Below are 13,086 nucleotides of genomic sequence, written 5' to 3' on the forward strand. Positions count from 1 at the left end.
CGGGCCGATTCGGCGGATTAATCGAGGAACCGATGAAGGGGGGAGGGAGGAGAGGGGGGAGCGGGCGTCAGTCATAGCGGGCCTCTGCGAACCAGCCGGCGCCCGCGAGGGCGAGCAGCCAGGCCGTCCCGTCCGCGTCGACCAGCTGGAAGCGGAACAGGGCGCGGGAGAGGGTCGCATCCCACCACCGCTCCCGGACCGGCCACGGTCCCGCCCAGGAACCCACCGGGCGCGCATCCCGGGCCTGGCCGGTGGGCGAGAAGCGCACGATCGGCGCGGTCACGTCACCGCGGTCGGTCACCTCGACCGGTGTTCCCTCCTCGGTCAGCACGGCGACGGGACGCGGCACCTCGAACACGGTCGACGGCGCCGGCGCGGGCAGGGACCCCGGCCACGGGCGGTCGGCGCGGGCGACGCCCACCGGACGGTCGCCCCACGGCACGAGCACCTGGCGCTCGGCGGGTGCCCGGCCGCCCCCGATCGCCGCCGTGACCACGGCGTCGTGCCCGAGCATGCTCTGCACGCGAGTGAGGCCGTGGTGGATGCGCTCGTCGGCCCCGCCGCCCCACAGCCCGTCCTCGTGGTGGCCGATGTCGTCGACCGCCGCGGGCTCCAGCACCACGCGGGCGATCGGGGACGCCAGGCCGGAGTCGATGGAGCCTGCGCCCTGCAGCTGCCAGCGCACGCGGTCCACCACATCCGGGGCCGAGAACAGCCGCGGGTGCAGCCAGGTGCGCTCGCCGACCCGGCCGGACTCGTCGGTGACCTCGACTCGCAGCGACGTGCACACCAGTCCGGCCTTGGTGAGTCCGGCGATGAACTGCTCCGCCGTGCCGCGGACGGCGAAGGTCACCTGGTCGACCCGGTCGAGGGGAGGCTCGAACTCGATGGCGCGGTCGAGTTGCGCAGGCGGCGTGCGCGGCACTACCGCGGCGCCGTCGAGCCCGCTCGCGAGGGTGTGGGCGTGCTCGCCCCGCTCGCCGAACCGCTCCCGCATGTCGACGCGTGAGAGTGCGGCGATGTCGCCGAGGGTGTGCAGGCCGAGGCGGCGCAGCAACGGCGTCAGGTCGGCGAGGCCCAGCTGGGCGACCGTCAGGGGCGCCAGGAACGCGGGGGAGCCCCCGGCCGGGATGATGCGCACACGGCTACGACCGGTGGAGCGGGCGGCCTGCTCGGCCGCGAACGGTCCGTCGGCGATGCCGACCCGCGCATCCGGCAGCCCGAGCCCCTCCAGGCAGCGCAGCAGCTCGGCGGCCGCCTCCTCCTCTCCGCCGTAGTAGCGGGCCGGACCCCGCGCCCGGAGCACGCATGTGCCCGGGCGCACCGGCTGCACGCCCGGCGTGATCTCCTCGATGGCGGCGAGCACCGGCTCGAACGCGCGCGCATCCTGAACCGGGTCGTACGTGATCACCTCCAGCTGCGGGCAGCGCGCCTGCGCCTCGCGCATCCGCAGCCCACGCTTCACTCCGTCGGCCCGCGCCGCGTCCGAGCAGGCGAACACGAGCCCCTTCTCGACCAGCGCCAACGGCAGGTCGGCGGGCAGGTCGAGCGCCTGCCGGGTGGCGATCACCGGCCAGTCGGGACACCACAGCACGATCGCGCGGGTGACGGCCGCCTCGGGCCCTGTATTCCCGCGGGTGGCGGCGGGCATCAGCTCACCGCCTCGAGCCGGGTGGGAGCGGACGCACGGAAGCTCTCATCCACCGCGGGCAGCCACAGGTCGGCGGTGCGGCGCGGGCCGGAACCGCCGCGCGGCGCCGACTCCACCGTCACCCGGCGCGACGACAGGTAGCCGTTCCCGGCTCCCAGGCCGTCCCAGCCGCTGCGCGCGACCGTGAGCGTCGCCTCCACCTGCGGCCAGTCGCCCGCGACGATGAGGGTGGCCTCGCGCTGCCGCAGCCGGGCGCTGAGCCGGGCGACGTCGCCGTCCCTGGCGCGGGACGGCGGCGCGACGACGACCACGCTGAGCACGTCGACGACGGCCGCGGTCACGGTCAGCCAGTCCTCGCCGGGATGCGGCACCAGCACGAGCCGCTCCAGGTCGATGCCGAACCGCCCGGCCGCCTCGGTGCCGAAGTCGGGCATCCCGACCACCCCGCACCAGGCGCCGGCCGCGCTCGGGCCGGCCAGCATCGCCATCAGCAGCGTGGTGGATCCGCGGACCGAGTAGGCCGCGCCCGCCTTGAGCGCGCCACCGGGGAGCAGCGGGGAGAGCGCGGGATGCGTCTGCAGCGTCCGGCTCTCGAGCTTGGTCGCCTGCATCTGCCGGATGCGGGTCTGGAGCTCGTGCACCTGCGCCCGGTCGGCGACCGGTTCGCTGAGGTGCTGAGCTGCGAGTGACACCTTCCTATTTTCGAACACATGTTCGAAACTCGCAAATGTATTTTGCAGCGTTCGTGCCCGGTGGCCGGATGTTCGGCACTGTACGCGCGACGACCGACAGCCCCGGCCGTGTCACCGGTGCGTCAGTGGTGCGTCAGTGCTGCGTCAGCGGCAGCGCCGCGTCAGGGTTCGGTGACGAAGTCGATCAGCTGCTCGACACGGCCCAGGAGCTCCGGCTCCAGGTCGGAGTACGACCGAACCTGGCCCAGGATGCGCTTCCAGGCGCGCGCGATGTCGGCCTGCGACTCGTGCGGCAGCCCGAACGCGTCGCAGATGCCGTGCTTCCACTCGATCGAGCGCGGAATCGAAGGCCAGGCCGAGAGCCCCACGCGCGCGGGCTTCACCGCCTGCCAGATATCGATGTAGGGATGCCCCACCACGAGGACATGCGCACCGTATGGACCGCGCGCCACCCGATCGGCGATCCTGCTCTCCTTGGAGTTCGGGACGAGATGGTCGACCAGCACGCCGATCCGGCGGTCGCGGTCGGGCCGGAACTCCTTCACGATCGCGTCCAGGTCGTCGACGCCCTCCAGGTACTCGACGACGACGCCCTCGACGCGGAGGTCGTCGCCCCAGACGCGCTCCACGAGCTCGGCGTCGTGCCGGCCCTCCACGAAGATCCGGCTGGCGCGCGCGACCCGGGCCTTCTGTCCCTCGACCGCGAAGGATCCGGAGGCCGTGCGGGACGGACCGGCCGGCGCGCGCGACGGAACGACCAGTCGCACAGGCTCTCCGTCGATGAGGAACGAGCCCCCGAGCGGGAACACCCGCTTCTTGCCGAAGTAGTCCTCGAGTTCGACGGTCTGTGCCTCGAGCCGGGTGATCGCGCCGCAGAAGCCGGTCGCCGCGTCCTCCACGACCAGGTGTCGCACCGCCTCGACCGGAGGGACGGGCTTGCGCCCCGCCTTCTTCCAGTCGCCGGCCAGCACATCCGTTCCGTAGCGGTCGTCCATCACCCGATGGAGGCTATGCGACAGGATGCTGTGGGCGGGGGAGCCACGCTGCGTTCGCGCGAACGAGGGGCAGCGGGCTCAGTCGAACACCCGCACCAGACGCCACGATCGGTCGACCGCATCGTGGCGGACATCGAACACGTGGGCCTCGCCCGTCTCGTCCGTGCCCTGGAACCGCCAGCCGCCGATCTCGCGCGGAAGGCTGCCGATCGTGTACCGATGCTCGCCGAAGGGCCGCCACCACGCACAGACCTCCGCCCACACGGTGGGCGTGTCGGAGACGCGGTAGCGGGTGGATCGCCACACCAGCCTCGTGGGGACGCCCTCGTCGGTCGTCCACACGGCGACCGCCTCGTCGATCTCGGTCATGCTGCTCACCTCGCCTATCGAACGTATGTTCGAGTGACAGTGTAGCCACGCACCGCCGACACCGCACCCCTCAGGACGTCGGTGTGCTGAGGGGGCCGCACGATGCATCCGACTGGCATACTGACGTCCATGGCCGACATGACTGATCCGTCCGGCGCGTCCCTGCGCCTGAGCAACGACGAGCGGGAGCGGGCCGTCGCCGCGCTCGAATCCCACGCCGGACAGGGGAGGCTCACCGACGACGAGTTGCAGACCCGCGTCGCCGCGGCGCGCTCCGCCGTCACCCGGGGCGATCTGACGCCGTTGTTCGCCGACCTTCCGGGCGGCGTGAACGTAGACACGCACGCCGCACAGCCGGGTCCGGCTCAGGCCGCACCCGGACCGCAGTACACCCAGCCGTACCCGCAGCAGGGTGACTACGCGCAGCAGCGGTACGGCGCGCACTCGTACGACGGCGGCTCGGGCTGGGGCGACGGCAACCGGGAGCCCTCCAGCCGCTGGGGACTGCTGCTCGTCTCGGTCATCCCGTTCGTCTCGCTCATCCTGTTCTTCATCACCGGGATGGCGTGGGGCTACCAGTACAGCTGGCTCTGGTTCCTGCTCATCCCGCTGGTCGGAGCGATCACGTACGGGACGGGCGCCGGCCGCCGCAGATGACGGTGCCGGCGAGGCGCCGCACTCGGAGCTGGCGCAGGCCTCAGCCGACCGTCGCGCCGAACAGCAGTCCGAGCAGGTAGGTCGCGGCCGCCGCGCCATATCCGATCAGCAGCTGGCGCACCGCCCGCTTGAGCGGAGACGCTCCGGAAAGCAGGCCGACCACCGCGCCCGTTCCCAGCAGGACGATGCCGACGAGCAGCGCGGACACGATGATCGCGGCCGTCCCCGTCATGCCGAACAGGAACGGCAGGATCGGGATGAGCGCCCCCGAGGCGAAGAAGCAGAAGCTCGAGATGGCGGCGTTCCAGCCGGTGCCGATCGCCTCGTGCTCGTCGGCACCATCCCCCGGTGAGCCGTCAGCGGAGACGGCCGCGATCGGGATGGGCGACGTCACCGGCTGCAGGCTGGCGAGCACATCCCGGGCGTGCTGGGCCGCCTCCTCCGGCGACATTCCGCGCGCCCGGTAGACCAGGGTGAGCTCGTTCGCATCCACGTCGAGGTGGGGAAGCACGGAGCCGGTCGCCGGGTTGGGGGTGGACGCCTCCAGCAGCTCGCGCTGCGACCGCACCGAGACGTACTCGCCCGCGCCCATGGACAGCGCTCCCGCGAGCAGGCCCGAGATGCCGGTCAGCAGCACCACGTGGGTCGCGACTCCGCTGGCACTGACGCCGAGGACGAGAGCGAGATTGCTGACAAGTCCGTCGTTGGCGCCGAACACCGCGGCCCGGAAGGTCCCGGACAGGCGCTGCCGCCCACGAGCGGCGAGCGCGCGGACGACCTCTTCGTGCACCTGCTCGTCGGCGGCCATCTGGGGAGTCGCGTCGTGGTCGTCGGCGTACGGTGAGCGTGCCTCCGCCCGCTGGGCCAGAGCGAGCACGAAGACGGACCCGAACCGGCGTGCGAGCCAGCCGAGCATCCTAGTACGGACATCGCCGCGTAGGGGCCGGCCGGCGCGGTCGCCGAGCAACTCGAGCCAGTGCTGCTCGTGGCGGCCCTCCGCCTCGGCGAGTGCGAGGAGGATCTCGCGCTCCTCGCCCTGGCGACGGCCGGCGAGATCGCGGTACACCGCTGCCTCTGCCCGTTCGTCGGCGAGGTAGCGTCGCCACCTCTTGATGTCGGCGGGGCTCGGGGTGCGGGCTGCTATCGTCATCCGCTCCAGTTTACCGGGGAGCCGGTGCCTCGCCCCCTGTGCCGCCGTCGATTCCCAGCGCCGCCGCAGAACGGGTGAAGCGCTCGCCCCAGTCCGCCGCGGCGAGCACCGCCTCCTCCGGTCCGACGATCCGGAACGGCGCATCCACCGCCGCCAGACCGAACAAGGCCCACTCGGCGCTGTCGGCGGTGATGCGGACGGTGCTCGTCCCGTTGCCGTTGTCTTCGACGGTGGACCAGCGGCCGAGGACGTCGGCGACGCGGTCGTGGGGCGCCTCGACCGTCGCGATGACGATCATGGGCTCGACGATGCTGTGCAGCGACTCGCGCACGTACTCCGCCGCGTCCTCCGCGGGCAGCGTGCGCGGGCGGAACCGGGTTCCGGTCGGCTGCGGCTCCGCGATGCGGTCGAGCCGGAAGCTGCGCCAGTCGAACCGCGTCAGGTCGTAGGCAACCAGGTACCACCGGCGCTCGATGGAGACGAGGCGGTGCGGTTCGACGGTCCGGGTGGACGCCTGGCCGTCGCGGGCGACGTAGGCGAACTCGATCCGCTCCTCGTCGCGGCATGCCTGGGCGAGAGCAGTCAGCACGCCGGCGTCGGCGGAGGGGGACGGACCGAGAGCGGTCGACAGGGTCGTCATGCGCAGCGCATCCACCCGGCGACGCAGCCGTGGCGGCATGACCTGGACGACCTTCGCGAGGGCCCGGACGGATGCCTCATCCACCCCGGCGATGCCGCTCTGTGCAGCGGTCCTCAGGCCGACCGCCAGCGCGACCGCCTCGTCGTCGTCCACCACCAGCGGCGGCAGGGAGGCCCCGGCGGCCAGCTGGTAGCCGCCGGCGAACCCGCGCGTCGCATCCACGGGGTACCCCAGGTCGCGCAGCCGTTCTACGTCGCGTCGCAGGGTGCGCGGGGAGACGCCGAGGTGATCGGCGAGCTCCTGACCCGGCCAATAGCGGTGGGTCTGGAGCAGCGAGAGAAGCTGGAGTGCTCGGGAGCCGGTGCTTGCCATGGTTCCATTGTGCCGAGCAAGCGGTCGGATAGTGTCCGCTATGGCCGCAATAGCGGATCAGTCGCTCGCAACGGGCGCAGGCACCAGTGCCTCGGCGCCGGGCCGCGACAGCGTGAGAACCGCCTCCGTCACCCAGTCCGACCGCTCCAGCTCGGCCTCGATGTCCGCCAGGTCTGCTGCGACATCCGACTCCGGGTCATTGCCGCGTAAGTCGACCGCCGCCACCAGATAGAACCGCTCCGGCCCGACGTACTCGATGTGCAGATAGGTGACCCGCTCCACCTCCGGATTCTTCAGCACCATCGCGAGCACCGTCTGCCAGGCACGATCCGACCCCGGCTGGCCGAGCAGGAACCTGCGGTTACGCTCGATCAGCACGACGGCCACGACGGCGAGCAGCACGCCGATCAGGATGGAGCCCAGCGCATCCCAGAACGGGTCGCCGGTGAGTTCGTGCAGCAGCAGCCCGAAGAACGCGATCACCAGGCCGATGAGAGCGGCCGAGTCCTCCGCGAAGACGGCGCGCAGGGTCGGATTCGACGTCCGGAACACGTGCTCGATCGTCCCGGTCCCGAAGGACGACGCCTTCGCGTGGGCCTGCCGGTAGGACTGGAGGAACGAGATCCCCTCGAAGACGAACGCGACGGCCAGGACGAGGTAGCCGACGAAGTACTCGGTGTCCTCGCGCTCCCCGCCCAGCGACGAGACGCCGTGCATGATCGACACGACCGCACCCGCGGTGAAGAGGCCCACCGCGGCGAACAGACTCCAGACGTACGCGTCACGCCCGTAGCCTCCGGGGTGGGAGGCGTCCCGCGGTTTCGCGGCCGAGCGTTCCGCCTGGAGGAGGAAGATCTCGTTGCCCGCGTCGGCCCAGGAATGCGCCGCCTCGGCGACGAGCGAAGCCGACCCGGTGATCACCGCGGCGATGGTCTTCGCGATCGCCACGACGATGTTCGCGAGGAAGGCGAGCAGGACGGTGAACAGGCTCGACGACGACCGTTTCTTGCGGGGCATGGCGACACCATAGCCCTGCGGCCGAAACGAAGAAGGCCCCGATCGGTGACCGGGGCCTTCGTTCTGTGTCCGAGGGGGGACTTGAACCCCCACGCCCTATACGGGCACTAGCACCTCAAGCTAGCGCGTCTGCCATTTCCGCCACCCGGACTCAGGTGCACGGCCTCCGAACTTCTCCGGCTGCCGAAGAAAAACCCTAGCATGGATTCCCCGCTCAGGATCACTCCGCGGCGCACCCCGGGCGTGGCGGGGCGCGGCCTCCCGACGCCCGGTAGCGTAAGGGAATGACCGACGAACTCCGCGACCCCGACCACGGCCTCGACGAGACAGCGATCATCGCCAGGGACCTCATTCGCTTCGACACCACGAACTACGGCGAGGGTCGCTCGAACGGCGAGACGGAGGCTGCCCAGTACGTCGAGGCGAAGCTCGCCGCGCTCGGACTGCAGCCGCAGGTCTTCGAATCCGACCCGGGCCGCGCCAGCGTCGTCGCCCGCGTCGAGGGCGCCGATCCGGCGAAACCGGCACTCGTGGTCCACGGCCACCTGGATGTCGTGCCCGCCGACCCGCGCAACTGGACGGTCGACCCGTTCGGCGGAGAGGTCAAGGACGGCCTGCTCTGGGGCCGCGGCGCCGTCGACATGAAGAACATGGATGCGATGATCCTGACCGCGGTCGGCGACATCCTGGACGCGGGGGAGAGGCCGGCCCGCGATCTCGTCGTGGCGTTCTTCGCGGACGAGGAGGACGGCGGCCGCCGGGGGTCGCACCACCTGGTCGACAACCACCCCGAACTGTTCGCGGGTGCTACGGAGGCGATCAGCGAGGTCGGCGGCTACTCGATCGACCTGGCCGGGCGGCGCGCGTACTTGCTGCAGACGGGCGAGAAGTCGCTGGTCTGGATCAAGCTGATCGCACGTGGACGCGCCGCGCACGGTTCGCGACTCATCCGCGACAACGCGATCACGAAGCTGGCCCAGGCCGTCGTCACGCTCGGCCGCGAAGAGTGGCCGCTGCAGCTGACCGCCACCACGACGCGCCTGATCGGCGAACTCGGACGCCTGCTCGAGGTCGACCCCCAGCGCGTCGGGCCCGACGAGGTCGTGCTCCGGACCGGAACGGCCGCCGGCTTCATCCTGGCCACCCTGCGCACGACGACGAACCCGACCGTGCTGCAGGCCGGCTACAAGCACAACGTCATCCCGGACACGGCCGAAGCGCTGATCGACATCCGGACCCTGCCCGGCGACGAGGATGCGGTCCTCGACCGCGTGCGCGAGCTGATCGGCGACGACGTCGAGATCCAGGTGATGCACCGCGACATCGGCCTGGAGTCGGAGTTCTCCGGAGGCCTCGTCGACGCCATCACCGGGACGCTGCAGCAGCACGATCCGGGGGCGCCCGTCCTGCCGTACCTGCTCTCGGGCGGCACCGACAACAAGGCGTTGAGCAAGCTCGGGATCACCGGGTACGGTTTCGCTCCGCTCCGGCTGCCCGCCGATCTCGACTTCCCCGGCATGTTCCACGGGGTGGACGAGCGGGTGCCCCTCGACGCGCTAGTGTTCGGGAGGACCGTGCTCCGCGACCTTCTGCGCTCCTACTGAACCAGGGAATCCTCACCGCATGGACTTCATCAACGCTCTGATCCTCGGCCTCGTGCAGGGGCTCACCGAGTTCCTTCCGATCTCGTCGTCGGCTCACATCCGTATCGTCGGAGAGCTGCTCGGCACGGGCGCGGACCCGGGCGCGCGGTTCACCGCGATCATCCAGCTCGGCACCGAAGCGGCCGTACTGCTGTACTTCTGGCGCGACATCACGCGGATCATCGCCCAGTGGTTCCGGGCGCTGTTCGGCCGCATCCCGCGCAACGACCCGGACGCGCGGATGGGATGGCTCGTCATCATCGGCAGCATCCCGATCGTGGTGCTCGGCCTGTTCTTCCAGAATCAGATCGAGACGATCTTCCGCTCGCTCTGGATCGTCGCCACGACGCTCATCGTCTTCGGCATCCTGCTCGGGATCGCCGACTGGGTGGGCGCGAAGACCAAGCGGCTGCGCGACCTCACCTGGGTCGACGGCATCATCTACGGTCTCGCGCAGTCGCTCGCTCTGATCCCGGGCGTCTCTCGGTCGGGCGGAACCATCACGGCCGGGCTGTTCATGGGGTACCAGCGCCGGGCGGCAGCGCGGTACTCGTTCCTGCTGGCGCTCCCCGCGGTGTTCGGCAGCGGCTTCTACCAGCTGTACAAGGCGATCAAGGAGCCCTGCACGCAGGCGCTCGCCAGCGCCGGTACCTGCACGCCCGAGGTGTTCGGTCCGGTGGAGACGGCCGCGGCGACGGTGGTCGCCTTCGTGGTGGGCCTCCTGGTGATCGCCTTCTTCATGGGCTACATCTCACGCCACAGCTTCCTGCCGTTCGTGATCTACCGCATCGCCCTCGGCGTGCTGCTCATCGTGCTGCTCGCCACCGGCGTCCTGCAGGCCTGACGCGCCCCTCCCGCGCCCTGCACCCGCACGATTTGCGCCAAATCGCGGTTCTACCGCGTCGCTAACCGCGATTTGGCGCAAATCGCGCCCCGCGACCCGGCGCCACAAGCCCACATTCGTGACGAATCGCCGCTTTGGGGGCGCCAAAGCGCACATTCGTGACGAATCGCCCTCCCGCGGGGTGCGCGGATTCGTGACGAATGGGCGCTTCGGGGGCGCGAGAGCGCACCTTCGGCACGAAAAGTCGGGTGCGGTGCGCGGGTCAGCCGCGGCGCGGGTCGTCGGGGGCGCGGCCCGCAGTGCCGCCGTCGCGACCGTCGCCGCGCCGACGCAGGTAGCGCTCGAACTCCTGCGCGATCGCCTCGCCGCTCGCCTCCGGCGAGTCGACGGTGTCCCGCGCCTGCTCGAGCTGCTGGATGTAGGACGCCATCTCCTCGTCGTCCGCCGCGAGGGCGTCGATGCCCGCCTCCCAGGCGGCGGCTTCGTCGACGAGCGTCCCGCGCGGGATCGTCACGTCGACCAGCTCCTCCAGCTTGTCGATCAGCGCCAGCACCGCCTTCGGGCTGGGCGCGTTGTGCACGTAGTGGGGGACCGACGCCCAGATCATGATCGTCGGGATGCCGACGTCCTCCGCACCCTCCGCGAGCGCGCTCAGGATGCCGACCGGCCCTTCGTAGGACGACCGCTCGACGCCCAGCTCGGCCCGCACCGCGGCGTTCTCGCTCGACGCGAAGACGGAGATCGGGCGGGTGTGGGGCACGTCCGCGAGCATCGCCCCGAGGAAGACCACCGCACCGATGTCCGCGGCGAGGGCCACATCCATGATCTCGGCGGTGAAGCTGCGCCAGCTCCGCGACGGCTCCGTCCCCAGCAGCAGGAAGATGTTCCCGGCGTTGTCGCCGGTGACCGTCAGCTCGGCGTCGCCTGCGAGGTCTTCGCCGATGCGTCCCGGGAGGGAGGGGCCGTAGATCGCTGCCGACGGCCAGATCAGGCGGCGCCGCCCGTCGTCGTCGGTCACCACCGGCCGGTTGAACTGGAAATCGAAGTAGAGCTCCGGGTCGACCTCGGCGATCGGGACCACCTCGAGCTGCTCCTTGAGCGTCTTCACCGCGCCGCTGGCCGCCTCGCCGGCGTCGTTCCAGCCTTCGAACGCCACCACGAGGATGCGGCCGCCGAGGATGTTCTGTCCGTCAGTCACGAAGTCGTACCTCGTCCTCCCTGGCGACCGGTCGGAGCGCCATCCCTCAAGGATAGGCCCGTGCCTCTGCCGATAGACTTGCCCGTTGTGACCGCGTCTTCTCCCCGCAGCGAACAGGCCCCCATCGATCAGGATGCGGACGGGCTTCCCGCCGCCGTGCTGTGGGACATGGACGGCACCCTCGTCGACACCGAGCCGTACTGGATGGCGTCCGAGCAGGAGCTGGTCGGTTCCTTCGGCGGCACCTGGACCCACGACGACGGACTCCTCCTCGTCGGACTCGGCCTGTGGAACTCCGCCGAGATCCTCCGCTCGCGCGGCGTCGCGCTGGAAGCGGACGAGATCGTGCAGTGGCTGACCGACCGCGTGCAGCAGAAGCTGGACCAGGACGGCGTCCCCTGGCGCCCCGGGGCGCGCGAGCTGCTCGAGTCCCTGCGCCGCCGCGGCGTCCGCACGGCCCTCGTGACCATGTCGGTGCGACGGATGGCGGAGCAGATCGTGGGGCACATCCCGTTCGACGCCTTCGACGTGATCGTGAGCGGCGACGAGGTGGATGAGCCCAAGCCTGCCCCGGAACCGTATCTGCAGGCCGCGCGCCTGCTGGGCGTCGATGTCGCCGACACGGTCGCGATCGAGGATTCGCTGGTCGGACTGGCGTCCGCGGTCGACGCGGGCGCGGCGACGATCGGGGTGCCGCACATCGTGCCGCTTCCGGAGTCGGACGAGCACACGCTCTGGGACACGCTGGAGGGACGCACCGCCGACGACATCGCCGCGGTGGCGCGTGCGCGCCGAGAGGTGGCCGGCCGATGAGCGAGGCACCCCGCAGTTCCGGCCCCTTCCGGGCAGGGGACCGCGTTCAGCTGACCGGTCCGAAGGGCCGGATGAACACGATCACCCTGGAGCCGGGCAAGCTCTTCCACAGCCACCGCGGTGTCCTCGAGCACGACGCGATCATCGGCCTTCCGGACGGCTCGGTGGTCGCCAACAACGCGGGCGTCGAGCACCTGGCGCTCCGCCCGCTGCTCACCGACTTCGTCATGTCGATGCCGCGCGGGGCCGCGATCGTCTACCCGAAGGATGCGGCCCAGATCGTCGCCCTGGCCGATATCTTCCCTGGCGCGACCGTCGTCGAGGCGGGCGTCGGCTCCGGCGCCCTGTCGCTCTGGCTGCTGCGCGCGATCGGGCCGGAGGGCCACCTGCTGTCCTTCGAGCGCCGGGAGGAGTTCGCCGAGGTCGCCCGCGCCAACGGGGCCACCTTCCTCGGCACGGATCCCGCCAACTGGACCCTGACCGTCGGCGACCTCCAGGACGCGCTCCCGGCGGCCGTCGAGCCGGGAAGCGTCGATCGGGTGGTGCTCGACATGCTCGCGCCGTGGGAGACGCTCGACGTGGTCACCGAGGCGCTCAAGCCGGGCGGCGTGGTGATCTGCTACGTCGCGACCGTGACCCAGCTCTCGCGCGTCGCCGAGGCGATCCGCGCCTCCGGCAACTTCACGCACCCGCAGTCGAACGAGACGATGGTGCGCGGCTGGCACGTCGAGGGTCTGGCCGTGCGGCCGGACCACCGCATGATCGCGCACACCGGCTTCCTCATCACCGCGCGCCGGCTCGCGCCGGGCACGGTGCTGCCCGAGCTGAAGCGCCGCCCCTCCAAGTCGGACTACTCGGACGCGGACGTCGAGGCGTGGACGCCCGGCGCGCTGGGGGAGCGGCAGTCCAGCCCGAAGAGCCTGCGGAAGCGGATGCGGGAGGCCACCGCGAGCGCTGAGCTCGCGAAGTCGCGCGATTCCGATGAGGACGCTGACGCTCCGCTGGACGGGGACGGGGACGCTCCGAGCGTCGGCTAGCATGAATG

Annotated in this window: 13 protein-coding genes and 1 tRNA gene; 5 read left to right on the top strand and 9 right to left on the bottom strand. The window is 71.1% G+C overall.

All coding sequences use genetic code 11. The annotated features are described in order from the left end of the window. Positions 1–67: 67 nt before the first annotated feature. From P3F85_RS06995 to P3F85_RS07010, 4 genes are all read right to left on the bottom strand, one after another. Positions 68–1,651 (bottom strand): DNA polymerase Y family protein, encoded by a 1,584-nt coding sequence (locus tag P3F85_RS06995; protein ID WP_374010519.1) that lies wholly within the window; start codon positions 1,649–1,651, stop codon positions 68–70. Next, positions 1,651–2,343, bottom strand: a complete 693-nt coding sequence (locus P3F85_RS07000) for a hypothetical protein (RefSeq protein WP_374010520.1) — start codon at positions 2,341–2,343, stop codon at positions 1,651–1,653. Before P3F85_RS07000 ends, P3F85_RS06995 begins: the two co-directional genes overlap by 1 nt. Positions 2,344–2,504: 161 nt before the next feature. Next, positions 2,505–3,338 (bottom strand): DUF3097 domain-containing protein, encoded by an 834-nt coding sequence (locus P3F85_RS07005; protein WP_374010891.1) that lies wholly within the window; start codon positions 3,336–3,338, stop codon positions 2,505–2,507. Between the two features lie 78 nt (positions 3,339–3,416). Beyond that, complete coding sequence (locus P3F85_RS07010) at positions 3,417–3,707, bottom strand: DUF6504 family protein (RefSeq protein ID WP_374010521.1); 291 nt, start codon at positions 3,705–3,707, stop codon at positions 3,417–3,419. A 129-nt stretch (positions 3,708–3,836) separates the two neighbouring features. Between P3F85_RS07010 and P3F85_RS07015 the strand changes: the two genes are divergently transcribed. Continuing rightward, positions 3,837–4,364, top strand: a complete 528-nt coding sequence (locus tag P3F85_RS07015; RefSeq protein WP_374010522.1) for a DUF1707 domain-containing protein — start codon at positions 3,837–3,839, stop codon at positions 4,362–4,364. A 40-nt stretch (positions 4,365–4,404) separates the two neighbouring features. On the opposite strand, the gene P3F85_RS07020 is transcribed toward P3F85_RS07015, so the two are convergent. The 4 genes from P3F85_RS07020 to P3F85_RS07035 form a co-directional block, all read right to left on the bottom strand. Next, entirely contained in the window at positions 4,405–5,514 is a 1,110-nt protein-coding gene (locus P3F85_RS07020) for a VIT1/CCC1 transporter family protein (RefSeq protein WP_374010523.1), read from the bottom strand. 10 nt (positions 5,515–5,524) lie between these two features. Continuing rightward, positions 5,525–6,526 (bottom strand): helix-turn-helix transcriptional regulator, encoded by a 1,002-nt coding sequence (locus tag P3F85_RS07025; protein ID WP_374010524.1) that lies wholly within the window; start codon positions 6,524–6,526, stop codon positions 5,525–5,527. 57 nt (positions 6,527–6,583) lie between these two features. After that, the gene (locus P3F85_RS07030; RefSeq protein WP_374010525.1) at positions 6,584–7,543 is read right to left on the bottom strand and encodes a cation diffusion facilitator family transporter; all 960 of its coding nucleotides are present in this window, start codon (positions 7,541–7,543) and stop codon (positions 6,584–6,586) included. Between the two features lie 66 nt (positions 7,544–7,609). Then, positions 7,610–7,694, bottom strand: a tRNA-Leu gene (locus P3F85_RS07035). A gap of 133 nt (positions 7,695–7,827) precedes the next feature. On the opposite strand from P3F85_RS07035, the gene P3F85_RS07040 reads away from it, so the two are divergent. Next, positions 7,828–9,147: a M20/M25/M40 family metallo-hydrolase gene (locus P3F85_RS07040; RefSeq protein WP_374010526.1), complete on the top strand. Its 1,320-nt coding sequence runs from the start codon at positions 7,828–7,830 to the stop codon at positions 9,145–9,147. Between the two features lie 19 nt (positions 9,148–9,166). After that, positions 9,167–10,030 carry an undecaprenyl-diphosphate phosphatase gene (locus P3F85_RS07045; protein ID WP_374010527.1) on the top strand — a complete coding sequence of 288 codons (864 nt, stop codon included), beginning with the start codon at positions 9,167–9,169 and terminating at the stop codon, positions 10,028–10,030. A 262-nt stretch (positions 10,031–10,292) separates the two neighbouring features. Here P3F85_RS07045 and P3F85_RS07050 read toward each other — a convergent pair whose 3' ends face one another. Next, complete coding sequence (locus P3F85_RS07050) at positions 10,293–11,228, bottom strand: proteasome assembly chaperone family protein (protein WP_374010528.1); 936 nt, start codon at positions 11,226–11,228, stop codon at positions 10,293–10,295. Between the two features lie 87 nt (positions 11,229–11,315). Between P3F85_RS07050 and P3F85_RS07055 the strand changes: the two genes are divergently transcribed. Then, positions 11,316–12,041: an HAD family hydrolase gene (locus P3F85_RS07055; protein ID WP_374010529.1), complete on the top strand. Its 726-nt coding sequence runs from the start codon at positions 11,316–11,318 to the stop codon at positions 12,039–12,041. Continuing rightward, positions 12,038–13,078 (top strand): tRNA (adenine-N1)-methyltransferase, encoded by a 1,041-nt coding sequence (locus P3F85_RS07060; RefSeq protein ID WP_374010530.1) that lies wholly within the window; start codon positions 12,038–12,040, stop codon positions 13,076–13,078. The genes P3F85_RS07055 and P3F85_RS07060 overlap by 4 nt, the downstream gene beginning before the upstream one ends. Positions 13,079–13,086 lie beyond the last annotated feature (8 nt).

This window comes from Leifsonia sp. T36S-04 (assembly GCF_042465655.1).
In the GTDB taxonomy this organism is placed as follows: Bacteria; Actinomycetota; Actinomycetes; order Actinomycetales; family Microbacteriaceae; genus Leifsonia.